Raw genomic sequence first — 23,188 nt, 5'->3', positions numbered from 1 at the left:
GGATTCAGCATGTTCAAGAAAATCCTGATCGCCAATCGCGGTGAAATCGCCTGCCGCGTGATCCAGACTGCGAAGAAGATGGGCATCCTTACCGTCGCCGTCTATTCCGACGCCGACAAGGAAGCCCGCCACGTCGAGCTGGCCGACGAGGCGGTGCACATCGGCGCTGCGCCCAGCCGCGAGAGCTACCTGCAGGCCGACCGCATCATCGAGGCCTGCAAGAAGACCGGCGCTGAAGCCGTGCACCCGGGCTACGGCTTCCTGTCGGAAAACGAAGCCTTTGCGCGCAAGGTCGAGGAAGAGGGCATTGCCTTCATCGGGCCGAAGCACTATTCGATTGCCGCCATGGGCGACAAGATCGCTTCCAAGAAGCTCGCGAACGAAGCCAAGGTCAACACCATTCCAGGATGGAACGACGCCATCGAGACGGCCGAGCGCGCGGTCGAGATCGCCAAGGACATCGGCTACCCGGTGATGATCAAGGCCTCGGCCGGCGGCGGCGGCAAGGGGCTGCGCGTGGCCTTCAACGACAAGGAAGCCTTCGAGGGCTTTACCTCGTGCCGCAACGAGGCGCTGAGCAGCTTCGGCGACGACCGTGTGTTCATCGAGAAGTTTGTCGAGGAGCCGCGCCACATCGAGATCCAGGTGCTGGGCGATTCGCACGGCAACGTCATTTACCTGAACGAGCGCGAGTGTTCGATCCAGCGCCGGCATCAGAAGGTCATTGAAGAGGCGCCGTCGCCCTTCATCAGCGACGCCACGCGCAAGGCGATGGGCGAGCAGGCGGTGCAACTGGCCAAGGCCGTGAAGTACCAGAGCGCGGGCACGGTGGAGTTCGTGGTCGGCAAGGACCAGAGCTTCTATTTCCTGGAGATGAACACGCGGCTGCAGGTGGAGCACCCGGTCACGGAGTGCATCACGGGGCTCGACCTGGTCGAGCTGATGATCCGCGTTGCGGCGGGCGAGAAGCTGCCGCTCACGCAGGCCGAAGTGAAGCGCAACGGGTGGGCCATCGAGTGCCGCATCAACGCCGAAGACCCGTTCCGCAACTTTCTGCCTTCGACCGGCCGCCTGGTGAAGTTCCAGCCACCGGCCGAGACCATGTTCGCGAGCGACACCGAGCACCTGAACGGCGTGCGGGTGGACACCGGCGTGTACGACGGCGGCGAGATCCCGATGTATTACGACTCGATGATCGCGAAGCTCATCGTGCACGGCAAAGATCGCCAGCATGCGATTGCGCGCATGCGCGAAGCGCTCAACGGCTTCGTGATCCGGGGCATCAGCAGCAACATTCCGTTTCAGGCGGCGCTGCTTGCGCATCCGAAGTTCGTGGCGGGCGATTTCAACACCGGGTTCATCGCCGAGCACTACGGCAAGGGCTTCCATGCCGAAGACGTGCCGCACGCCGATCCTTCATTCCTCGTCGCGCTCGCGGCCTATGTGCACCGGCGCTATCGCGCGCGCGCCTCGGGCATCAGCGGGCAACTCGAAGGCCACGGCGTGAAGGTGGGCGAGCAGTTCGTGGTGGTGGAACTGGGGCCGGAGGGCAAGCATGTGCACCACCCCGTGTCGGTCACCGACTTTCACGGCAAGACCGGTGCCAGCGCCATCGCCGTGGGCGACAGGAACTACAAGATCGACAGCGGCTTTGCGCTCGGCGCGATCCGCGTGAAGGGTATGGTCAACGAGCGGCCTTTCACCGCGCAGGTCGAGCGCGGGGCGGGAAAGAATCCGCTGGCGCTGCGGGTGTCGCACGATGGCACGCAAATCGAGGCGTTGGTGCTGTCGCCACTCGGCGCGCGTTTGCTCGAACTGATGCCCTACAAGGCGCCGCCGGACTTGAGCAAGTTCCTGATGTCGCCGATGCCAGGTCTGCTCGTCGAGGTGTCGGTGCAGCCGGGCCAGCAGGTGCGTGCGGGCGAAAAGCTCGCCGTCATCGAGGCCATGAAAATGGAAAACGTATTGTTTGCCACGCAAGACGGCGTGGTCGGCAAGATTTCGGCAAACAAGGGCGAGTCGCTCGCCGTCGATCAAATCATTCTGGAGTTCAACTGATGGGTGCCAACGACTTGCAACAAACGATCACGCTGCACCGGCCCGCCAAAGCCGCCGAGCCGCAAGGCCCATGGTCGGTCGAGGCGATTCAGGCGCTGCTCGACAAGCCGCTGATGGAGCTGCTGTTCGAAGCACAGACCGTGCATCGCCAGCATTTTCCCGAGGGCGACATCGAACTGGCGACGCTGCTTTCGGTCAAGACCGGCGGCTGTCCGGAGAACTGCGGCTATTGCCCGCAGTCGGCCGAGTTCGACACCGGCGTCAAGGCGCAGAAGCTCATGGAGGTCGATGAGGTGGTGCGCGCCGCGCAGGCCGCCAAGGACGCCGGCGCCACGCGCTTTTGCATGGGCGCCGCGTGGCGCGCGCCGAAGGACCGCGACGTGGAAAAAGTGGCGGTGCTGGTCGAGGCGGTGAAGGGCTTGGGGCTGCAGACCTGCGCCACGCTCGGCATGCTGGAGCCGCATCATGCGCACCAGCTCAAGGCCGCGGGCCTCGACTACTACAACCACAACCTCGACACCGCGCCCGAGTACTACACCGACATCGTCGACACGCGCACCTACCAGGACCGGCTCGATACGCTGGCCCATGTGCGCAGCGCCGGCATCAGCGTGTGCTGCGGCGGCATCGTCGGCATGGGCGAGCAGCCCGTGCACCGCGCGGGGCTGATCGCGCAGCTGGCCAACCTGAATCCGTATCCGGAATCGGTGCCGATCAACAGCCTGGTGCGCGTGCCGGGCACGCCGCTGGCCGATTCGGAACCGGTCGATCCCTTCGACTTCGTGCGCATGATCGCGGTGGCGCGCATCACGATGCCGACCGCGCGCGTGCGGCTGTCGGCCGGGCGCCAGCAGATGGGCGATGCGGTGCAGGCGCTGTGCTTCATGGCCGGCGCCAACTCCATCTTCTATGGCGACAAGCTGCTGGTTACCGGCAATCCCGATGTGGAGGCCGACGTGCAGTTGCTGCGCAAGCTGGGACTGCAGTCGCGCCGTACCACGACCACTGAAAAGGTAGAGGTCTGTGCATGACGGCCACGACTTCCGCGCGCCCCTTCAAGGTGCTGGGCATCCAGCAGATCGCCATCGGCGGGCCCGACAAGATGCGGCTGCAGAAGCTGTGGGTCGACATGCTGGGGCTCGAGGTCACCGGCACCTTCAAGAGTGAACGCGAGAACGTCGACGAGGACATCTGTTCGATGGGCAGCGGGCCGTTCAAGGTCGAGGTCGACCTGATGCAGCCGCTCGATCCTGAAAAGAAACCGGCGGTTCACACCACGCCTCTCAACCATGTGGGCCTGTGGATCGACGACCTGCCCAAGGCCGTCGAGTGGCTCACCGCGCAGGGCGTGCGCTTTGCGCCTGGCGGCATTCGCCAGGGTGCGGCGGGGTTCGACATCTGCTTTCTTCACCCGAAGGCGAACGACGAATTTCCGATTGCGGGCGAGGGCGTGCTGATAGAGATGGTGCAGGCGCCGCTCGAGGTGGTGACGGCGTTCAACGCGCTGGCCGCTACGCGTTGAGCACTTTCTTGATCGGCGGCTTCACGTCGGAGCGCTGAGGCGGCAACATCGGCTGGTGCTCGCGCGCCGGGTTCAGGATGATCGAGGTCGCGGTCTCGGTGAGGATGCAGAACTTGGTGACCACCGCATCGAGGTGGCTCACGTCGATGACCGCAATCTCGAGAATCCAGCTGTCGTCGCCGGTCACGTTGTAGGCGTTGACGCACTCTGGCGTCTGCTGAACCAGTTCGACTACGCGCGCGTAGTCGGCGCGGCCCACGCGGATGATCGCGCGAATACCATAGCCCAGCTTGCCGAGATTGACCGTGGCGCGATAGCCGCTGATCACGCCCGCAGCCTCCAGTTTTTTCACGCGCTCGGTCACGGCCGGCTGGCTCAGGTGCACGCGGCGGCCGAGCTCGGCCATGGTGAGCCGCGCATCGTTCTGCAGTTCGGCCAGGATGCGGGTGTCGTGGGCATCCAGCGCGGGGTTCAAGGTGAAGTCCATGCAACTCCTTTAAATCGACGGTACGGAGCAAATAGAACCATGAGAAGTGCATGGTTGCGAAGGGTTTGCTTTCATACCATGGACGGCGTTCCAATACCAACAAGACAGACCTCGTATGCCGACTCTCGCATCTCCCGCCCAAGCCGCATCTGGACCCGTACGCAGCGCCTTGCCGCCGCTCCTGTGGCTTTGCCTGGCCGCCACCTGGGTGGTCTGGGGCTCGACCTACCTCGCGATCAAGTACGCACTGATCAGCTTTCCGCCGTTCCTGCAGATGGGATCACGCTTCCTATTTGCGGGTGTGCTGCTCGCAGTGTGGATGCGTTGGCGCGGCGCCGCCTGGCCTTCGGCGGTGCAATGGCGCAATGCGCTGGTCGTCGGCGCGCTGATGCTGGGTGGCGGCATGGGCGGCACGGCGCATGCCGAGGTATCGATCGGCTCGGGTCTCGTGGTGGCCTTCATCGCGGTGGTGCCGTTGCTGATCGCGTTGCTGAACCTGATCTGGGGCGTGAAGCCGACGCGGCTGGAAGCAGCGGGCATTGCGCTCGGGCTCATCGGCGTGCTGATGTTGACGCAGGGCAGCGGCTTCCAGTCGTCGCCCGCGGGGTTGCTGGCGATTTCCATTGCTTGCATCTGCTGGTCGATGGGCAGCGTGCTGAGCCAGCGCAGCCTGCCGCTCGCGCCCGGCGCGATGGGCTTCGCGAGCGAGATGATCTGCGGCGGGGTGGTGTTGCTGGTGCTCGCGGCCGTGTCCCGCGAGAGCCTGGTCTGGCCGCCGGAGCCGGAGGCCGTTTGGGCCTGGCTTTACCTCGTGGTCTTCGGTTCGCTGATCGCGTTCAACGCCTACATGGTGCTGCTCGCCAAAGCGCCGGCCGCCCTGGCGGCGAGCTATACCTTCGTCAACCCCGTGATCGCGATGCTGCTGGGCGTGTGGATTGCCAACGAGACCGTGACGCGCTTCGAGTGGTACGCGGTCGTGGTCATACTGGCCGGTGTGCTGCTGCTGCTCTTCAAGCGCTCGAAGACGAGCTGAGCGGCGTTTCCCTCAGCTCAAGCGGGCCGGCGCCAGAACGCCAGTGTGGCGGCTAACAGCCACATGCCCGCTGCACAACTGCGGTTCAGCACCTTGAGGCCCCGGCGCGAGAGCCAGCGCACGGCCTGCGTTCCGGCGGCCGCATAGGCCAGCATCACGCAGGTGTCGAGTGCCACGAAGATCGAGCCCAGCAACAGGTATTGCGGGCCCTGTGGCTGGGTGATGTCGATGAACTGCGGCAGGAAAGCGGCAAAGAACAGCACGGTCTTGGGGTTCGACAGCGCCACGAGCAGGCTGCGCACCAAGGCGACACGGCCGTGCGGGCGAACCTCGAGGGCGGACTTGGCCAGCGCAGTGCCCAGGTCGGTCGCTTCGCTGCGCCACAACTTGATGCCGAGCCAGACGAGATAGGCGACACCTGCCACGCGAATCGCGTTGAAGAGCAGCTCCGATGCGGCGAGCAGTGAGCCCAGCCCGAGCGCAACCACCGCAATCAGCGTGACGCTCCCGAGCGACGCGCCGGCAATGCCCCAGCTCGCGCGGCGCATGCCGCCGTCGATGCCGTTGGACAGCGCCAGCAGCATCGTGGGGCCGGGAATGACGGCCAATGCGAGCGAGGCGACCACGTAGATCAGCAGGGTGTCGAGTGTCATGGCTTGGCGGCGGGTGGGCGTTGCGAAGCGGCGCGGGCTCGCGCCAGTGCGGCTTCGATGATGGAGCGCTTGCGCGTGTCGGCGGCCTGCGGTTCGGCGATTGCGGGCGCTTCTTCGCCCCTGTGCTTGTCGGCACGGCGATGCTCGCCATGAAGCTTGTAGCGCTGCAGCGCGGCTTCTGCCCGCGCTTGCGACCACGCCTGCCAGCCGGTGCGGCCGGGCGTTTCGACCTCGAGCGAGATGCAATCGACAGGGCAGACCGGAATGCAAAGCTCGCAGCCGGTGCAGTGCGCTTCGATCACGGTGTGCATGCGCTTGTTGATGCCCACGATGGCATCGGTAGGGCAGGCGTCGAGGCAGAGCGTGCAGCCGATGCACCAGGCCTCGTCGATCACTGCCATGGCGCGCGGGCCTTCGTTGCCGAACTGGGGATCGAGCGGCAGCGGCTCGCGGCCCGTGAGCTGTGCCAGCCTGGCAATGCCTTCCGCGCCGCCGGGCGGGCATTGGTTGATGCCGGCTTCGCCCTCAGCCACGGCCTGTGCATAGCCCGCGCAATCGGGGTAGCCGCAACGCGTGCACTGCGTTTGCGGCAGTGCGTCGTGAATGCGTGCGGCCAGCCCGTTCACTTCCTGCGTGCCGCGGGCTTCTTCACGGGGGCAACCGCCACCGCTTTCTTGGCTGCGACATTCTTCCTGGCTGCCACGGCAACCGTTTTCCGCCCGGGCTTGATGCGGTCTTCGGCCGGCAGGCTTTCGCGTGCGCCGGCGCGCCGCTGGGGCTGGTCGTGGGCCGCGATGAACTTCTGCATCTTGGGGTAGACCAGGTCGCGCCAGCGGCGGCCGCTGAAGATGCCGTAATGGCCCGCGCCCTTGACTTCGTAGTGTTCGCGCTGCGTGTTGTCGATGCCGGTGCACAGGCTGTGCGCGGCCTCGGTCTGGCCAGAGCCTGAAATGTCGTCGAGCTCGCCCTCGACGGTGAGCAGGGCCGTGGAGTGGATGTCTTGCGGGCGCACGCGCTCGAGTTGGCCCTTGGGGTTCTTCACGTCCCAGGTGCCGTTCACGAGTTCGAACTCCTGGAACACGGTGCGAATGGTGTCCAGGTAGTAGTCGGCGTCCATGTCGAGCACGGCGTTGTATTCGTCGTAGAACTTGCGGTGGGCTTCGGCGCTCGCGTCGTCGCCCTTGATCAGGTCCTTGAAATAGTCGTAATGGCTGGTTGCGTGGCGGTCGGGGTTCATCGCCACGAAACCCGTGTGCTGCAGGAAGCCCGGGTACACGCGGCGGCCCTCACCCGGAAAGCCCTGCGGCACGCGATAAATCACGTTGTTCTCGAACCACTCGTAGCTCTTGTTCATTGCAAGGTTGTTCACCGCGGTGGGCGACTTGCGGGCGTCGATGGGGCCGCCCATCATCGTCATGGTGAGCGGCAGCGGCTCGCCGCGGCTTGCCATGAGCGACACGGCCGCCAGCGCCGGCACCGTCGGCTGGCACACGCTCACCAGGTGGCAGTTGCCGTACTCGGCCTGCAGCCGGCGGATGAACTCCTGCACGTAGTTGATGTAGTCGTCCAGACGGAATTCGCCCTCCGACAGGGGCACGAGGCGCGCGTTCTTCCAGTCGGTGATGTAGACCTTGTGGTCCTGCAGCATGGTGCGCACGGTGTCGCGCAGCAGCGTGGCGTAGTGGCCCGACAGCGGCGCCACGATCAGCACCACGGGCTGGCTCTTGAGCGTCTTGAGGGTGTGCGGTTCGTCGGTAAAGCGCTTGAAGCGGCGCAGCTCGCAGAAGGGCTTGTCGAGTTCGACGACCTCCTGGATCACCACGTCGTTGCCATCGACCTTCACGGACTTGATGTTGAACTCTGGCTTCTCGTAGTCCTTGCCCAATCGATAGAGCAGGTCGTAACCGGCGGCCATGCGCTGCGCCATGGGCAACTGGCCCCACACCGCGCCTTGGCCATAGAGCTTGGAGGCCGCTTGGGCGAAGTCCGAGAACGGCTCCATCAAGGAACGCTGGGCTTCGTAGAGTTGATAGAGCATTGCTGGTCTTGGAGTGAAATGTTGCAGTGCAATATATCAGCGCACTGGCCGCAATGCAGGAGGCCTAACCCCTACATTGACCCCTCTGCGCGGGTTCTTTTGACCGAAATGCGAAGGAAGCCGTTGTAAAACGAATTCCTTCACACTTTTCTGTCATTCAGCTGTCATTCGGCTGTCAATCAGATGACTTTGGCAATCGACGCACAGACGTAGTCGATGTTCTTGCTGTTGAGCGCGGCCACGCACATGCGGCCGGTATCGGTGCCGTACACGCCGAACTCGTTGCGCAGGCGCACCATCTGATCCTTGCTGAGGCCCGAGTAGCTGAACATGCCGATCTGCGTGGTGATGAAGCTCATGTCTTCCTTCACGCCGGCAGCCTTGAGGCCGTCGACCAGCGTCTGGCGCATGGCCTTGATGCGCACGCGCATTTCGCCGAGTTCCTTTTCCCACAGGGCGCGCAGTTCGGGGTTGCCGAGCACCGCGGCCACCACGGCACCGCCGTGGATCGGCGGGTTGCTGTAGTTGGTGCGGATGGCGATCTTGAGCTGCGAGAGCACGCGGCCGGCTTCTTCCTTGTTCTCGCACAGCACCGAGAGGGCACCCACGCGTTCGCCATACAGGCTGAAGCTCTTGGAGAACGAGGTCGAGACGAAGAAGGTCAGGCCGGCGTCGACGAACTTGGCGACAGCGGCGCCGTCTTCCTTCAGGCCGTAGCCGAAGCCCTGGTAGGCCATGTCGAGGAAGGGCACGAGGTTCCGGGCCTTGACGGCCGCAACCACCTGGTCCCACTGCTCGGGCGTGATGTCGTAGCCGGTCGGGTTGTGGCAGCAGGCGTGCAACACCACGATGGTGCCGGCGGGCGCCGCGTTCAGGGCGGCCAGCATGCCGTCGAAGTTGACGCCGCGCTTGGCGGCGTCGTAGTAGGGGTAGCTTTCGACCACGAAGCCGGCATTGGTGAACAGCGCGCGGTGGTTTTCCCAGCTCGGGTCGCTGATCAGCACCTTGGCGTCGGGGTTGAGCTTCTTGAGGAAGTCTGCGCCGACCTTGAGGCCGCCGGTGCCGCCGATGCCCTGCACCGTGGCCACGCGGCCCGACTGCACGGGTTCGCTGTCGGCGCCGAAGACCAGGCCCTTGACCGCGTTGTCGTACGCCACGATGCCGTCGATCGGCAGATAGCCGCGCGCCGTGGGCGCTTTCATCATGTTCTGTTCGGCGGCCTGCACGCACTGGAGCAGGGGCAGCTTGCCGTTGTCGTCGTAATAGACGCCGACGCCGAGGTTGACCTTGTTGGGGTTGGTGTCGGCTGCAAATTGCTCGTTGAGGCCGAGGATCGGGTCGCGCGGTGCCATTTCGACCGCGGTGAACATAGACATGGAAAGGTCCTTTGGGATGAAAGCTTCGCTGGCAACCGGACTTGCGCTACGCTTTCCGGTTGCCTTGAATTTTACCGGCGCCATCGCCACCTGTCGGGAACAGCCATGCCAGAGAACACCGAAGCCATAGCAGACCTGAAAAAACTGGACCCGATCGGTCCGGCAAAGCAGGGCGAGTTCATCCATTACCCCGATTCGCCTTTCGAACTTTTCCAGCCTTATCCACCGGCCGGGGACCAGCCGAAGGCGATCGACGGGCTGGTGGAAGGCGTGCTCGACGGCGAGGTGTTCCAGACGCTGCTGGGCGTGACCGGCTCGGGCAAGACCTTCACCATGGCCAACGTGATCGCGCGGCTGGGCCGCCCCGCCATCGTGTTTGCGCCCAACAAGACGCTGGCGGCGCAGCTCTACAGCGAGTTTCGCGAGTTCTTTCCGAAGAATGCGGTCGAGTACTTCGTGAGCTACTACGACTACTACCAGCCCGAGGCCTACGTGCCCCAGCGCGACCTGTTCATCGAGAAGGACTCGTCCATCAACGAGCACATCGAGCAGATGCGGCTGTCGGCCACCAAGAGCGTGCTGGAGCGGCGCGACACGGTCATTGTGGCCACGGTGAGCGCCATCTACGGCATCGGCACGCCCGAGGACTACACGCAGATGCGTTTCATCATGCGGGTGGGCGACAAGATCGGCCAGCGTGACGTGATCGGGCGGTTGATTCGCATGCAGTACACCCGCAACGAGCAGGATTTTTCGCGCGGGACTTTCCGCGTGCGCGGCGACACCATCGACGTGTTTCCGGCCGAGCACAGCGAACTGGCGATCCGCATCGAGCTTTTCGACGACGAGATCGAGTCGCTGCAGCTGTTCGATCCGCTCACGGGCCGCATCCGACAGAAGATTCCGCGCTTTACGGTATATCCGTCGAGCCACTATGTAACGCCGCGCGACAAGGTGCTCGGCGCGGTGGAAACCATCAAGATCGAGCTGGCCGAGCGGCTCAAGGAACTCGTCAGCCAGGGCAAGCTGGTGGAGGCGCAGCGGCTGGAGCAGCGCACACGCTTCGACCTCGAAATGCTGGCTGAAATCGGCCACTGCAAGGGCATCGAGAACTACACGCGCCACCTTTCGGGCGCAGCGCCGGGCGAACCGCCGGCCACGCTGACCGACTACCTGCCGAAGGACGCGCTGATGTTCCTGGACGAGAGCCACCAGATGGTCGGCCAGCTCAGCGCCATGTACAACGGCGACCGGGCCCGCAAGACCACGCTGGTCGAGTACGGCTTCCGGCTGCCGAGCGCGCTGGACAACCGGCCGCTCAAGCTGGAGGAGTTCGAAACGCGCATGCGCCAATGCATCTTCGTTTCGGCCACGCCCGCACAGTACGAAAAGGACCATGCCGGCAACGTGGTCGAGCAACTGGTCCGGCCGACCGGCCTGATCGACCCCGAGGTCGAGGTGCGCCCTGCAACCCACCAGGTCGACGACGTGCTGGGCGAGATCCGCATCCGCGTCGAGAAGAATGAGCGCGTGCTCATCACTACGCTGACCAAGCGCATGGCCGAGCAGCTGACCGACTACCTGGGCGACAACGGCGTGAAGGTGCGCTACCTGCACAGCGACGTCGACACGGTGGAGCGGGTGGAAATCTTGCGCGACTTGCGCCTGGGCAGCTTCGACGTGCTGGTGGGCATCAACCTGCTGCGCGAAGGCCTGGACATCCCCGAGGTTTCGCTGGTCGCCATCCTCGATGCCGACAAGGAGGGTTTTCTGCGCGCCGAGCGCTCGTTGATCCAGACCATCGGCCGCGCGGCCCGGAACCTGAACGGCAAGGCCATTCTGTATGCCGACCGGATGACCGAGTCGATGAAGAAGGCCATCGGCGAGACCGAGCGTCGCCGCACCCGGCAGATTGCCCACAACGAGGCCAACGGCATTACCCCGCGCAGTATCGTCAAGCAGGTGCGCGACCTGATCGACGGCGTCTACAGCGAAAAGACGGGCAAGGAAATGGCCAAGCTCGACCTGGAACGCGCCAAGGTCGAGGACATGAGCGAGAAAGACATTGCCCGGGAGATCAAGCGGCTCGAAAAGCTCATGATGGAGCACGCCCGCAACCTCGAGTTCGAGAAGGCGGCACGGGTGCGCGACCAGTTGGCGCTGCTGCGGGAGCAGGCTTTTGGCGCCTCCGGCGGGGACAACATCGTCATTTTGCCGTCCTGATACGGGGTTTCGGTTTCTTCAAGCGGTTTCCGCTGGGGTTTACCCGAGCAAACTCCAGGGCCTTCTGTTATACTTGACCGAAATACTCAACAACAAAAAAAGAACTTCGCGATGAAGGACCGATCCCACCGGCTGGTTCACCAGCGTCAGGGGTCGGGCAGGGCGGAGACGAAGTCACCGCGGCCCCGGGCCACGGTGTCATTTCAACGGTAAGCACTTGAAGGAGCTTGCGATGCGTCTCACTACCAAAGGCCGTTTTGCGGTCACAGCAATGATCGATCTGGCGCTGCGTCAGAACACCGGTCCGGTCACGCTGGCTGCGATCAGCCAGCGGCAGCAGATTTCATTGTCGTATCTTGAGCAGCTGTTCGGCAAACTGCGCCGTCACGAGCTGGTCGAGTCGACCCGCGGCCCCGGCGGCGGCTACAGCCTCGGCCGCAAGGCGGCAGATATCACCGTCGCAGACATCATTGTTTCCGTCGATGAGCCCATCGATGCCACGCAGTGCGGCGGCAAGGAAAACTGCCTGGGCGAAGCCGGCCGCTGCATGACGCACGAGCTCTGGGCCTCGCTGAACCAGCGCATGGTCGAGTTTCTCGATTCCGTCACGCTGCAGAAGCTGGTCGACGACCAGATCGCCAAGGGCGTGCAAATCGAGAACAAGCCGGTCGTCAAGCGCGCCATTTCCGCGCAGCCAGTGGTCAAGCCGATTCGCGTGAACGCGCCGAACTCGGTCTTTGCCCTCGGCAACGTGTTCGCGAAGTCCTGATGTCCTGAGTGGTGGAGCGCCTGCGGGCGCCGCCACCCGAAGCGCAGATCAAAGAAACAACCCCCACGCCAGCCCGAGCCAGCCATGGACGTAACTCCTCATTTCCCGATCTATCTCGATTACGGCGCCACCACGCCGTGCGACCCGCGCGTGGTCGACGCCATGATTCCCTGGTTGCGCGAGCATTTCGGCAACCCGGCATCGCGCAGCCATGCCTGGGGCTGGGAAGCCGAAGAGGCGGTGGAGAAGGCGCGCGGCCAGGTGGCCGACCTGATCAACGCCGACCCGCGTGAAATCGTCTGGACGTCGGGCGCCACCGAGTCGATCAACCTCGCGCTCAAGGGCGCGGCCCACTTCTACAAGGGCAAGGGCAAGCACCTGATCACCCTGAAGACCGAGCACAAGGCCGTGCTCGACACCATGCGCGAACTCGAGCGCCAGGGCTTTGAAGTGACTTACCTCGACGTCGAGGAAAACGGCCTGGTCGACCTTGAAAAGTTCAAGGCCGCGATCCGCCCCGACACCATTCTGGCCAGCGTGCTGTTCGTGAACAACGAAATCGGCGTCATCCAGGACGTGGTTGCGCTGGGCAACGTCTGCCGCGAAAAGGGCGTGATCTTCCACGTCGACTCGGCCCAGGCCACCGGCAAGGTCGAGATCGACATCACGAAGCTGCCCATCGACCTGATGAGCCTCGCTTCGCACAAGACCTATGGCCCGAAGGGCATCGGCGCGCTGTACGTGCGCCGCAAGCCGCGCATCCGCCTCGAAGCGCAGATGCACGGCGGTGGCCATGAGCGCGGCATGCGCTCGGGCACGCTGCCCACGCACCAGATCGTGGGCATGGGCGAGGCCTACCGCATTGCCAAGCTCGAAATGAAGGACGACATCGCCCATGCGCGCCGCCTGCAGAAGCGTCTGCTCGACGGCCTGAAAGACGTGGAGCAGGTGTTCATCAACGGCGACCTCGAGCAGCGTGTGCCGCACAACCTGAACATGAGCTTCAACTACGTCGAAGGCGAGTCGCTGATCATGGGCATCAAGGGCCTGGCGGTGTCGTCGGGTTCGGCCTGCACTTCGGCCAGCCTGGAGCCCAGCTATGTGCTGCGCGCCCTCGGCCGCAGCGACGAGCTGGCCCACAGCAGCCTGCGCATGACCATCGGCCGTTTCACGACCGAAGAAGAAATCGACTACGCCATCTCGACCATCAAGCACAACGTCGCCAAGCTGCGCGAGCTGAGCCCCCTGTGGGAGATGTTCCAGGATGGCGTCGACATCAGCACGATCCAGTGGTCGGCCCACTGACGCCGGACCGCACCAGGCTCCACGATTGAACAAAGTTTGAGAGGTACACCATGGCATATTCATCCAAGGTCATCGACCACTACGAAAATCCCCGCAACGTCGGCTCCTTCGAAAAGGGCGACGACTCGGTAGGCACCGGCATGGTCGGCGCGCCGGCCTGCGGCGACGTCATGAAGCTGCAGATCAAGGTCAACCCCGAAACCGGCGTGATCGAAGACGCACGCTTCAAGACCTACGGCTGCGGTTCGGCCATTGCCTCGTCGTCGCTCGTGACCGAATGGGTCAAGGGCAAGACGCTCGACGAAGCCGCAGCGCTCAAGAACGCGCAAATCGCCGAAGAGCTGGCCCTGCCGCCCGTCAAGATTCATTGCTCGATCCTGGCCGAAGACGCTATCAAGGCCGCCGTGAGCGACTACAAGGCCAAGCACGGCGTCAAGACGGCGCAAGCCGAGCCGGCAGTCCACTGACATGGCCGTCACGCTGACTGAAGCCGCTGCGCGCCACGTGACCCGCTACCTCGGCAAGCGGGGCAAGGGCGTGGGCGTGCGGCTGGGCGTGAAGACCACCGGTTGCTCGGGCCTGGCCTATAAGCTCGAGTACGTGGACGAATTCACGCCCGAAGATGTCGTGTTCGAAGACCATGGCGTGAAGGTGCTGGTCGACCCGAAGAGCCTGGCTTACATCGACGGCACGCAGCTCGACTTCGTGCGCGAGGGCTTGAACGAAGGCTTCAAGTTCATCAACCCGAACGAACGCGACCGTTGCGGCTGCGGGGAGAGTTTTCGCATCTGATGCGCCGTCGCTGACCGCGACAACAGCCGCCACCATGTCATGTGCTGGCGGTTTTTTCATGCCATGAACCTCAACGACACCGACTTCCAATTGTTCGCCGTCCCGGCCACGTTCGCGCAGGACCGCGCCGCGCTCGACGCACGCTGGAAAGAGCTGCAGCGCGAGGCGCACCCGGACCGCTTTGCCGCGCAAGGCGCCGCGGCGCAGCGCGTGGCCATGCAGTGGTCGGTGCGCATCAACGAGGCCTATCAGCGGCTGAAAGACCCGATTCGCCGCGCCAGCTACATCTGCGAACTCAACGGTGCGCCGTTGAACGCCGAGAACAACACGGCCATGCCGCCCGATTTTTTGATGCAGCAGATGGAATGGCGCGAGGCACTCGACGACGCCGGCGATATCGCCGCGGTCGAGACGCTGCAGGCCGAGGTCGAAGCGGGCCGCGCGCGGGCGCTGGCATCGCTCGATTGGCTGATCGACGAGAAGGGCGACTATCCCGCCGCCGCGCAGCAGGTGAGAGCCCTCATGTTCATTGAGCGTTTCGGACAAGACGTCGAAGCCAAATTCGATCAGTTGGGACAATAGGCCCCTATATATGGCTCTTCTACAGATTTCAGAACCCGGCCAGGCGCCCGATCCGCATCAGCGCCGCATTGCCGTGGGCATCGACCTCGGCACCACGCATTCGCTGGTGGCCGCGGTGCGCAACGGCGTGGCCGAATGTCTTCCGGACGACCAGGGCCGCGTGTTGCTGCCTTCGGTCGTGCGCTACCTCGATGGCGACCGCCGGCAGATCGGCTTCGACGCCGTGGCGGCGCGCGGACAAGATCCCGCCAACACCATTACCTCGGTCAAGCGCCTCATGGGCCGCGGGCTGGCCGACATCTCGAACCGTGAATCGATGTCGTACCGCATCGACAGCAGCGACGGCGGCATGGTGAAGGTGCAGACCCTCGCAGGCGAGAAGTCGCCAGTCGAAATCAGCGCGGAAATTCTGGCGACGCTGCGCTACCGCGCCGAAGACACCTTCGACGACGAACTCTATGGCGCGGTCATTACCGTGCCGGCGTATTTCGACGAAGGCCAGCGCCAGGCCACCAAGGACGCCGCGCAACTGGCCGGGCTCAACGTGTTGCGCCTGATCAGCGAGCCCACGGCTGCTGCAATTGCGTACGGCCTCGACAACGCCAGCGAAGGCGTCTACGCGGTTTACGACCTGGGCGGCGGTACCTTCGACATCTCGATCCTGCGGCTCACGCAGGGTGTGTTCGAAGTGATCGCCACCGGCGGAGACTCGGCGCTCGGCGGCGATGACTACGACCATGCGCTTGCCGAATTCGTGCTTGCGCAGACCGGCGCGCATGCCAAAAGCGACGGCGACAAGGCCGCGTTGCTGGTCGCCGCGCGTGCCGCGAAAGAAGCACTGACGGATTCCGAATCGACCAACTTCCGCGCGGAGGTTGCGGGTCAAGCGATTCAATTCGAAGTGACCCGCACGCAGTTCGATGCCGCCACGAAGCCGCTCACCGACCGCACCATTGCCGCTGTGCGCAAGGCGCTGCGGGACGCAAAGCTCAAGCCCGACGAGCTGCAGGGCATCGTGCTGGTGGGCGGTTCCACCCGCATGCCCCAGGTCCGCCGCGCCGTCGCCGAATTTTTCGGCCGCGAGCCGCTCGTCAACCTGAACCCCGACGAAGTCGTGGCGCTCGGTGCCGCCATCCAGGCCAATCAATTGGCCGGCAACAACGGCGCGGGCGATCTGCTGTTGCTCGACGTGATTCCGCTGTCGCTCGGCATCGAAACCATGGGCGGCCTGGTCGAGCGCATCGTGCCGCGCAACCAGACCATCCCCACCGCGATGGCGCAGGACTTCACTACTTATCAAGACGGCCAGACAGCCCTTGCGTTGCACGTGGTGCAGGGCGAGCGCGACCTGGTCGCCGATTGCCGCAGCCTCGCACGCTTTACGCTGCGCGGCATTCCGCCGATGGCGGCGGGTGCGGCACGCATCCGCGTGACCTTCACGGTCGATGCCGATGGACTGCTGAGCGTCGGCGCCAAGGAGCAGGGCAGCGGCGTCGAGGCCAGCGTGACGGTCAAGCCGTCGTACGGGCTCTCGGACGACCAGATCGCAACCATGCTGCAGGAGAGTTTTTCCACCGCGCAGCAGGACATGCAGGCGCGTGCGCTGGTCGAGGCGCGCGTCGATGCCGAGCGCATGCTGCTGGCCACGCAGAGCGCGCTCGATGCCGATGGCGATTTGCTGACAGAAGAAGAGCGCACCGTCATCGATGCGTCGATGGCGAAGCTGCGCGAGGCCGCAAACGGCAATGAAGCCGCGGCCATCGAAGGGGCCACCAAGGCGCTGGCCAACGACACCGAGGCCTTCGCCGCCCAGCGCATGAACGCGGGCATTGCGCGCGCTTTGTCGGGCCGCAAGGTCGAATCCCTCTAAGAACAACATGCCCACCATCAAGATATTTCCGCATCCCGAGTACTGCCCGCAGGGTGCAGAAATCACAGCGCCGGCCGGTACCTCGATTTGCGAGGCGCTGCTCGACAACCACATCAACATCGAGCACGCGTGCGAGATGAGCTGCGCCTGCACCACCTGCCACGTCATCGTGCGCCAGGGGTTCAATTCGCTGAACGAAGCCGAGGAGGGCGAAGAAGACCTCCTCGACCGCGCCTGGGGCCTGGAGCCACAATCGCGACTCAGTTGCCAGGCCATCCTGGCGCAAGAAGATGTGACTGTCGAGATTCCCAAATACTCGATCAACCACGCCAAAGAGAACCATTGAAAGAGCCACTGTATGTCGCGCCAGATCGTCCTCGACACTGAAACCACCGGCCTTTCCGCCGAGAACGGCGACCGCGTCATCGAGCTCGGTTGCGTCGAGCTGTTTGCGCGCAAGCTCACCGGCAACGACCTGCACATCTACTTCAACCCCGAGCGCGAGAGCCATGAAGACGCGCTCAAGGTGCACGGCCTGACGACCGACTTCCTACGCGACAAGCCGAAGTTCGCCACACTGGCCAACGACATCGTCGAGTACCTGCGCGGGGCCGAGCTGATCATTCACAACGCAGCCTTCGACGTCGGCTTTCTCAACAAGGAACTCGAGCTGGCCGGCCTGCCGCCGCTGCGCACCTTCGTCGGGGAAGTGACCGACACGCTGGCCATGGCCAAGCAGGTGTACCCGGGCAAGCGCAATTCGCTCGATGCGCTGTGCGACCGCTTCGGCGTCGACCGCTCGAACCGCACGTTCCACGGCGCCAAGCTCGACGCGCAGCTGCTGGCCGACGTCTACATCAACCTCACGCGGGGCCAGGACGCACTGCTGATCGACGTGTCGTCCAACGAACCGGCGCAGGGCACCACCGTGGTTACCATCGACCTGAGCCAGTTCGACTTGCCGGTGATCGTGGCGGGTGAGCAGGAGCTTGCGGCGCACGAGGCGCTGTTGTCGCAGCTCGACAAATCCAGCAACGGACGCACGCTGTTTCGCCAAAACGGCTGAAATGCTGTGGCATAATCGAAGGCTTCGCGCAACGCGATTAATTCCAAGGCACTGCAATCGCGGTGCCAAAGAGTTGAAAGGGCGGTTAGCTCAGGGGTAGAGCACAGCATTCACACTGCTGGGGTCGGAGGTTCGAAACCTCCACCGCCCACCAATTTCCCGAAGATGAAAAGCGATTTGGATTGTCCAAGTCGCTTTTTTGTTTTCCGAGCCGTTTCTTGCGGCGCCGAATTCGGCGCACATCTGTCGGCTCGTGCTGACGCCGACTGGCGCCACGCACCGGCTGCATTCCTGAACCCGCGGCATACAACCGGGGGCAAAGGAGAGCACCATGGCCACTCATCCCGATCTTCCGTCCCCGATCACGCCGGATCTGCCCGTGGAGCCCGACGAAGGGCCGAGCACGCCGCCGGACGATCCGACCGATCCCGAGCCGCCTCCCACCACCTCGTGAATTCGGCGCGCGAGCCGCGATAAGCTCGCGCCATGGATGAACTTGATTGCGCCGTCATCGGCGGTGGTGTCGTGGGCTTGGCAGTGGCGCGCGCCTTGGCGCTCGCAGGCCGGGAAGTGGTTGTGCTGGAGGCGGAAGGTGCCATTGGCACCGGAACCAGTTCGCGCAACAGCGAGGTGATTCACGCGGGCATTTACTACCCGCAGGGTTCGCTCAAGGCCCGGCTATGCGTTGAGGGGAAGCAAGCGCTCTATGACTACGCCGTGGAGCGCGGCTTGCCGCACCAGCGCTGCGGCAAGCTCATCGTGGCAACCTCGTCCGAACAAGTGGGGCAACTTGAAGTCATCCGCGCCAAGGCTGCCACCAACGGCGTCGACGACCTCGTGCTGTTGACGGCGCAGCAGGCCATTGCCATGGAGCCGCAGCTGCATTGCGTGGCCGCATTGCACTCGCCGAGCACCGGCATCGTCGACAGCCACGCGCTGATGCTGAGCCTGCTCGGCGACCTGGAGAACGCGGGCGGAATGTTGGCGCTGAAATCGCCCATTGCACGCGCGGAATGTGGCGCGGACGCTATCGTCCTGGTAGCGGAAGACGGCACGGCGCTGCGTTGCAACAGCGTCGTCAATGCGGTGGGGTTCGGCGCGCCTGGCCTTGCCAAACGGTTCGAAGGGCTGCCCGCGGCGGCCATACCGACGGCGTACTTTGCCAAGGGCAACTATTTCACCCTGTCGGGGCGTGCGCCTTTTACCCGGCTCATCTACCCGGTGCCCGAACCCGGTGGCCTCGGGGTGCACCTGACCCTCGACCTTGGCGGCCAGGCCAAGTTCGGACCCGATGTGCAGTGGGTTGAGTCGCCGGACGACCTGGTGGTGGACCCGGCGCGCGGCGACGGCTTCTACGCCGAGGTGCGCAAGTATTGGCCCGCGCTGCCCGACGGCGGATTGATTCCGGGCTATGCGGGCATGCGCCCCAAGATTTCGGGCCCGGACGAGCCCGCGCGCGACTTCATGATCGACGGGCCCGAATCGCATAGGGTGAGGGGCTTGGTCAATCTCTTCGGCATCGAGTCGCCGGGGCTCACGAGCAGCCTTGCCATCGGGAGGTATGTGGCTCGCTTGCTCGCAAGCGCCTGACGGGTGCCGCGCAACCCCTTTCGTGTGCAGAAGTCTGAAGAACTGCCGCGCATGAGGGGCTTTTGTGCCTGTAACATGACACCACGCCATTTGCTGGCGTGAAGCCGCCGGCGCGGTGCCGGTGTCATCACGGAGGAAAGATTCCAATGAGTGCATCCAACAACATCGAGGCGGCAGCCGAAGACATCGCGAGCGACGTGCGCGGCGTGCTGGCCAGCAAGGACCTGGATTCGGTTCCCCACATCAAGGCGCTGCGCCAGCGCATCGACACCAAGCTCGCCATTGCGCGTGAGCTTGCGGCCGAGAAGAGCAAGATCGCAGCCCAGAAGGCTCGCGAGGCGGCCAACACCGCCAACGCCTACGCCCACGACGAACCATGGCAGATTGCCGGCGCAGCCCTGGCCGTCGGTGTGCTGGTGGGTTTGCTGCTTGGCCGCCGCTGACCTGAGCGCATACCGCCGCGTCGTCCCTCGCCGAGCAGGAGTCGGCGCATGAAGTTGCTGTCCTTGTTCGGGCTCAATGCCCGTTTGCGGCGGCTGCGGATTGCTGCGGCCGAAGGCGCGCTGGCGGCCGAAGACCGTGTGCAGCTCTTGCGCATGGCCTGGGAGGACGAGAAGCAGCGTCTGAAGCTGATGCTCGTCCTGGTGGTCGCCGTGCTCGGGCTGACCACGGTGGCGGTGGCATTGCTGTCGATGGCGGTGGTGGTTCATTTCTGGGACACACCGCACCGCGCCGCGGCTGCATGGGTGGTGGCGGGTGTCTGGGTCGTGCTTTGGCTGGGCGCTGCATTGGGCTTGTTTCTGACGCTTCGCAATGCCTCGAGCAGCTTCATTCCGGCGCGCCATGAATTCGAACGCGACTGGTCCTGGGTTCAGGACCGTTTCGGGCTCGGCAAGGAACCCGACCAGGATGAAGATGCACCGCGTCCGCCGCGGCCCGCCACGCGCGAAGAACTGCTTGCCCGCATGGACCGTCAGCGCGAACGCATTGCCACGATGCAGGGCGCGCGCCAGACGCAGCCTGCCGGTGGTGCAGCGGCGGCTCCCGAAGCACCGCCGGCCGACGAAACGGCGTCCGCCGCGGCGTTGCGCATTGCGCGCGAGCACCCGGTTGCCACGGGTATCGTCGCTGCGGTGGCCGTGGTGGTGATTCGTCCCAAGCGGCTGTTGCGCTGGGCGGCGGTCATTGCGCCGGTGCTCTGGCGCATGCGCTGAGAACAGCGAAGCGCGAAGATCGAAGAGCGCGAAGGCTCAGGCGGCGCTGCGGCTTTGCAGCAATGCCTGTGCCGCTTCGCGCACGAGTGCCGGGCCGCGGTAGATGAGGCCGGTGTAGATCTGCACCACGTCGGCCCCAGCGGCAATCTTGGCCTTGGCATCGGCCGCGCTCAGGATGCCGCCCACCCCGATGATCGGAAAACCTGTTCCCAGCGCCGCGCGCAACTGCGCGATCACGCGGTTGCTCGCCTCGCGCACAGGGGCGCCTGAAAGCCCGCCCGCTTCGTCGGCATGCGGCAGGCCCGCGACCGCGTCGCGTGCCAGGGTGGTGTTGGTGGCAATGACGCCGTCCATGCCATGGCGCTGCAGCGTGGCGGCGATGACCGCGACCTGGCTCTCGTCGAGATCGGGTGCGATTTTCACGAACAGCGGAACGCGTTTGCCGCCGCGTTCGGCAAGCACATGGCGTCGCTCGGCGATGGCGCCCAGCAGGGCATCGAGCGCTTCGTCGCTCTGCAGCGTCCGCAGATTGGCCGTGTTGGGACTCGAGATATTGATGGTCACGTAGTCCGCACGCGCATACACGCCGTCCAGGCAGGCCAGATAGTCGTCCACGGCCCGCTCGATGGGCGTGGTGGCGTTCTTCCCGATGTTCAGCCCGAGCAGCATCGCCTTCTTGCCCGCGCTGGCATTCCTGCGAAAGCGCGCCTTCTGCACGTTGGCAAGAAAGGCATCGAGCCCTTCATTGTTGAAGCCGAGGCGGTTGATCAGCGCGTCGCGCTGCGGCAGGCGAAACATGCGCGGCTTGGGGTTGCCCGGCTGCGCCTTCGGCGTGACCGTACCCACTTCGACGAAACCGAAGCCCATGGCCGCAAAAGCGTCGATGCAGCGTGCGTTCTTGTCGAGCCCGGCTGCCAGGCCCACCCGGTTCGGAAATTCCAGCCCTGCGAGCGTAACCGGGTCATCGACGCGCGGCGCGGCGTACGCGCAGGCCAGCGGCGTGTTCTGCGTGCGGGCCAACCCGTCGAGCGTGAGTTCGTGGGCGTGTTCCGGGTCGAAGCCGAACAGAAAAGGCCGGGCCAGGCCATAGAGCGAAGAGGGGAGCAGGGGCATCGGATAATTCTCGACTTCAATGAGCCAAGGATTCTCCGCGATGACTGCACCCGTTTCTCCTTCTTCTGCTTCCGGCGCCGCGAATGGCACCGGCGCCATTTCCCAGGACGAGCTCAAGGCCCAGGTCGGCCGCGCTGCGCTGGCTTACGTGGTGAAGGGTGAAATCGTCGGCGTGGGCACCGGCTCGACCGTGAACAAGTTCATCGACGCGCTGGCCACCATGAAGGACGAGATCAAGGGCGCGGTGTCGAGCTCGGTGGCCTCGACCGAGCGCCTGCGCGCGCTGGGCATTCCGGTGTTCGACAGCAACGAGGTCGAGGAGATCGGCGTATACATCGACGGCGCCGACGAGATCGATCATCACGGCTTCATGGTGAAGGGCGGCGGCGCGGCGCTCACGCGCGAAAAAATCGTGGCGGCGCAGTCGAAGCGATTTGTCTGCATTGCCGATGCGTCCAAGCTGGTCGACACGCTCGGAGCCTTTCCGTTGCCGGTGGAAGTCATTCCAATGGCGGCGCGCCGCGTCATGCGGCAGTTCGAAGCCATGGGCGGCATCGCGCAGGTGCGTGAAAAGGACGGCGTGGCGCTGGTAACGGACAACGGGCAGCACATCGTCGACGTGACGGGGCTGCGGATCAGCGATCCGCTCGCCTTCGAATCGGAAGTGAGCCAATGGCCCGGCGTGGTCACGGTCGGCGTGTTCGCTCACCAGAAGGCCGACGTGTGCCTGCTGGGCACGCCTTCGGGCGTGCGGACGATGACGTTCGACTGAAGGAAGAGAAAAGAAAGGCCGCCGGCCCCGGCCGGCGACCGCTCGGGAACCGGTCAGAACTTGATGCCCGCCGGGTTGCTTGGGGTCGGGCCGCTGGGAGCGGGCGCGGGCTGCTGCTGCGGAGCAGGCGCGGCCTGCGCGGGTTCGCGCGCCACGGGTGCCGCCTGCACGGCAACCAGCGGCCGGGCCGGCGGATTGCGGTAGCCCGCCGGCAGGCTGTTGCTCTTCGGATAGCCCGCGGCATCGAGGTACTGCGACCATTCGGTGTCGGAAAAGCCCTTGAGCTGCTGCGAACCGATCGTCAGCAACGGCAGCGAGGCCTGGCTGGTCATTCGTTGCAGCGCCTCGACGTCCTGGCTGCTCTTGACGGTGCGTTCCTCGAAAGGAATGCCGCGCGTGGTGAGCAGCGACCGGGCAGTGGCGCACGGGGCGCATTCCTCGCCGCTGTACAGCGTGACGGGATAGCGCTGCGCCACCTGGCGCAGCTCGTACGGCAGGCCGGCATTGGCGGGAGGCACGATGCCAGCCTGCGGCGCGGCGGCCGGCTCGGTGCTGGCGGTGGGGGCCCGGTCCGAGAACGTGACCTTGCCGTTCTTGTCGACATTGCGATAGACCGGCTGGGCCATGGCGCCTGCGGCGACGAGTAGCAGGGCGAAGCCGGACAGGCGATGCAAGGAGGTTTTCTTTTGGATCGAATGCATCGCCTGAGTATCGCAAGCTTCAGG

The 23,188-nt window shown here is 64.7% G+C and carries 25 protein-coding genes and 1 tRNA gene; 19 read left to right on the top strand and 7 right to left on the bottom strand.

Going from position 1 to position 23,188, the window contains the following annotated elements; translation table 11 throughout:
• Positions 1-9: 9 nt before the first annotated feature.
• The 3 genes from ABIC94_RS17880 to ABIC94_RS17870 are packed head-to-tail and all read left to right on the top strand — an operon-like array spanning position 10 to position 3,580.
• A complete protein-coding gene (locus ABIC94_RS17880; protein WP_354374332.1) occupies positions 10-2,058 on the top strand; it encodes an acetyl/propionyl/methylcrotonyl-CoA carboxylase subunit alpha in 2,049 nt (682 codons plus the stop codon).
• A complete protein-coding gene (gene bioB, locus ABIC94_RS17875; RefSeq protein WP_354374331.1) occupies positions 2,058-3,089 on the top strand; it encodes a biotin synthase BioB in 1,032 nt (343 codons plus the stop codon). The genes ABIC94_RS17880 and bioB overlap by 1 nt, the downstream gene beginning before the upstream one ends.
• Positions 3,086-3,580: a VOC family protein gene (locus ABIC94_RS17870; protein WP_354374330.1), complete on the top strand. Its 495-nt coding sequence runs from the start codon at positions 3,086-3,088 to the stop codon at positions 3,578-3,580. The genes bioB and ABIC94_RS17870 overlap by 4 nt, the downstream gene beginning before the upstream one ends.
• Here the strand turns inward: ABIC94_RS17870 and ABIC94_RS17865 are convergent.
• Positions 3,570-4,067, bottom strand: a complete 498-nt coding sequence (locus tag ABIC94_RS17865; protein ID WP_354374329.1) for an Lrp/AsnC family transcriptional regulator — start codon at positions 4,065-4,067, stop codon at positions 3,570-3,572. The two genes, ABIC94_RS17870 and ABIC94_RS17865, sit on opposite strands and share 11 nt — an antisense overlap.
• 115 nt (positions 4,068-4,182) lie before the next feature.
• Between ABIC94_RS17865 and yedA the strand changes: the two genes are divergently transcribed.
• Positions 4,183-5,100, top strand: a complete 918-nt coding sequence (gene yedA / locus ABIC94_RS17860) for a drug/metabolite exporter YedA (RefSeq protein WP_354374328.1) — start codon at positions 4,183-4,185, stop codon at positions 5,098-5,100.
• A gap of 17 nt (positions 5,101-5,117) precedes the next feature.
• On the opposite strand, the gene ABIC94_RS17855 is transcribed toward yedA, so the two are convergent.
• The 4 genes from ABIC94_RS17855 to ABIC94_RS17840 all read right to left on the bottom strand — a co-directional run bounded on the left by ABIC94_RS17855 (position 5,118) and on the right by ABIC94_RS17840 (position 9,167).
• Complete coding sequence (locus ABIC94_RS17855; RefSeq protein WP_354374327.1) at positions 5,118-5,753, bottom strand: LysE family translocator; 636 nt, start codon at positions 5,751-5,753, stop codon at positions 5,118-5,120.
• The gene (locus tag ABIC94_RS17850; RefSeq protein WP_354374326.1) at positions 5,750-6,379 is read right to left on the bottom strand and encodes an RnfABCDGE type electron transport complex subunit B; all 630 of its coding nucleotides are present in this window, start codon (positions 6,377-6,379) and stop codon (positions 5,750-5,752) included. The genes ABIC94_RS17855 and ABIC94_RS17850 overlap by 4 nt, the downstream gene beginning before the upstream one ends.
• Positions 6,376-7,791, bottom strand: coding sequence for a polyhydroxyalkanoate depolymerase (locus tag ABIC94_RS17845; RefSeq protein ID WP_354374325.1), 1,416 nt, complete (start codon positions 7,789-7,791; stop codon positions 6,376-6,378). Before ABIC94_RS17845 ends, ABIC94_RS17850 begins: the two co-directional genes overlap by 4 nt.
• A gap of 179 nt (positions 7,792-7,970) precedes the next feature.
• Positions 7,971-9,167, bottom strand: coding sequence for an amino acid aminotransferase (locus ABIC94_RS17840; protein ID WP_354374324.1), 1,197 nt, complete (start codon positions 9,165-9,167; stop codon positions 7,971-7,973).
• Between the two features lie 105 nt (positions 9,168-9,272).
• Here ABIC94_RS17840 and uvrB point away from each other — a divergent pair, with 105 nt between their 5' ends.
• The 14 genes from uvrB (at position 9,273) to ABIC94_RS17770 (ending at position 20,578) form a co-directional block, all read left to right on the top strand.
• On the top strand, positions 9,273-11,390 hold the full coding sequence (gene uvrB / locus ABIC94_RS17835; protein ID WP_354374323.1) for an excinuclease ABC subunit UvrB: 2,118 nt from the start codon (positions 9,273-9,275) through the stop codon (positions 11,388-11,390).
• 232 nt (positions 11,391-11,622) lie between these two features.
• Positions 11,623-12,159, top strand: a complete 537-nt coding sequence (iscR, locus tag ABIC94_RS17830; RefSeq protein WP_093237517.1) for a Fe-S cluster assembly transcriptional regulator IscR — start codon at positions 11,623-11,625, stop codon at positions 12,157-12,159.
• Positions 12,160-12,243: 84 nt separating this feature from the next.
• Entirely contained in the window at positions 12,244-13,464 is a 1,221-nt protein-coding gene (locus tag ABIC94_RS17825; RefSeq protein ID WP_354374322.1) for an IscS subfamily cysteine desulfurase, read from the top strand.
• Between the two features lie 50 nt (positions 13,465-13,514).
• On the top strand, positions 13,515-13,931 hold the full coding sequence (iscU, locus tag ABIC94_RS17820; protein ID WP_126747244.1) for a Fe-S cluster assembly scaffold IscU: 417 nt from the start codon (positions 13,515-13,517) through the stop codon (positions 13,929-13,931).
• Position 13,932: 1 nt separating this feature from the next.
• Positions 13,933-14,256 carry an iron-sulfur cluster assembly protein IscA gene (gene iscA / locus ABIC94_RS17815; protein WP_007828190.1) on the top strand — a complete coding sequence of 108 codons (324 nt, stop codon included), beginning with the start codon at positions 13,933-13,935 and terminating at the stop codon, positions 14,254-14,256.
• Positions 14,257-14,319: 63 nt separating this feature from the next.
• Complete coding sequence (gene hscB / locus ABIC94_RS17810; protein ID WP_354374321.1) at positions 14,320-14,838, top strand: Fe-S protein assembly co-chaperone HscB; 519 nt, start codon at positions 14,320-14,322, stop codon at positions 14,836-14,838.
• A gap of 10 nt (positions 14,839-14,848) precedes the next feature.
• On the top strand, positions 14,849-16,708 hold the full coding sequence (hscA, locus tag ABIC94_RS17805; protein ID WP_354374320.1) for a Fe-S protein assembly chaperone HscA: 1,860 nt from the start codon (positions 14,849-14,851) through the stop codon (positions 16,706-16,708).
• A 7-nt stretch (positions 16,709-16,715) separates the two neighbouring features.
• The gene (gene fdx, locus ABIC94_RS17800) at positions 16,716-17,054 is read left to right on the top strand and encodes an ISC system 2Fe-2S type ferredoxin (protein WP_126747248.1); all 339 of its coding nucleotides are present in this window, start codon (positions 16,716-16,718) and stop codon (positions 17,052-17,054) included.
• Positions 17,055-17,066: 12 nt separating this feature from the next.
• On the top strand, positions 17,067-17,774 hold the full coding sequence (gene dnaQ, locus ABIC94_RS17795) for a DNA polymerase III subunit epsilon (RefSeq protein WP_354374319.1): 708 nt from the start codon (positions 17,067-17,069) through the stop codon (positions 17,772-17,774).
• A gap of 79 nt (positions 17,775-17,853) precedes the next feature.
• Positions 17,854-17,928, top strand: a tRNA-Val gene (locus ABIC94_RS17790).
• A 177-nt stretch (positions 17,929-18,105) separates the two neighbouring features.
• The gene (locus ABIC94_RS17785) at positions 18,106-18,228 is read left to right on the top strand and encodes a hypothetical protein (protein WP_041946090.1); all 123 of its coding nucleotides are present in this window, start codon (positions 18,106-18,108) and stop codon (positions 18,226-18,228) included.
• 32 nt (positions 18,229-18,260) lie between these two features.
• On the top strand, positions 18,261-19,364 hold the full coding sequence (locus ABIC94_RS17780; RefSeq protein WP_354374318.1) for an NAD(P)/FAD-dependent oxidoreductase: 1,104 nt from the start codon (positions 18,261-18,263) through the stop codon (positions 19,362-19,364).
• A 146-nt stretch (positions 19,365-19,510) separates the two neighbouring features.
• Positions 19,511-19,807: a glycine zipper domain-containing protein gene (locus ABIC94_RS17775; protein WP_126747251.1), complete on the top strand. Its 297-nt coding sequence runs from the start codon at positions 19,511-19,513 to the stop codon at positions 19,805-19,807.
• Positions 19,808-19,855: 48 nt separating this feature from the next.
• Complete coding sequence (locus ABIC94_RS17770; RefSeq protein ID WP_354374317.1) at positions 19,856-20,578, top strand: phage holin family protein; 723 nt, start codon at positions 19,856-19,858, stop codon at positions 20,576-20,578.
• Between the two features lie 36 nt (positions 20,579-20,614).
• On the opposite strand, the gene ABIC94_RS17765 is transcribed toward ABIC94_RS17770, so the two are convergent.
• Positions 20,615-21,691 (bottom strand): quinone-dependent dihydroorotate dehydrogenase, encoded by a 1,077-nt coding sequence (locus ABIC94_RS17765; protein WP_354374316.1) that lies wholly within the window; start codon positions 21,689-21,691, stop codon positions 20,615-20,617.
• A gap of 40 nt (positions 21,692-21,731) precedes the next feature.
• Here ABIC94_RS17765 and rpiA point away from each other — a divergent pair, with 40 nt between their 5' ends.
• Positions 21,732-22,463: a ribose-5-phosphate isomerase RpiA gene (gene rpiA, locus ABIC94_RS17760; protein ID WP_354374315.1), complete on the top strand. Its 732-nt coding sequence runs from the start codon at positions 21,732-21,734 to the stop codon at positions 22,461-22,463.
• Between the two features lie 53 nt (positions 22,464-22,516).
• Here rpiA and ABIC94_RS17755 read toward each other — a convergent pair whose 3' ends face one another.
• Entirely contained in the window at positions 22,517-23,164 is a 648-nt protein-coding gene (locus ABIC94_RS17755) for a glutaredoxin family protein (RefSeq protein WP_354374314.1), read from the bottom strand.
• Positions 23,165-23,188: the final 24 nt, after the last annotated feature.

It is taken from the genome of Variovorax paradoxus (assembly GCF_040544635.1).
Classification (GTDB): Bacteria; Pseudomonadota; Gammaproteobacteria; order Burkholderiales; family Burkholderiaceae_C; genus Variovorax; species Variovorax paradoxus_R.
Note: the sequence above shows the minus strand (reverse complement) of the source record. Positions and strands in the feature narration are given on the sequence as shown.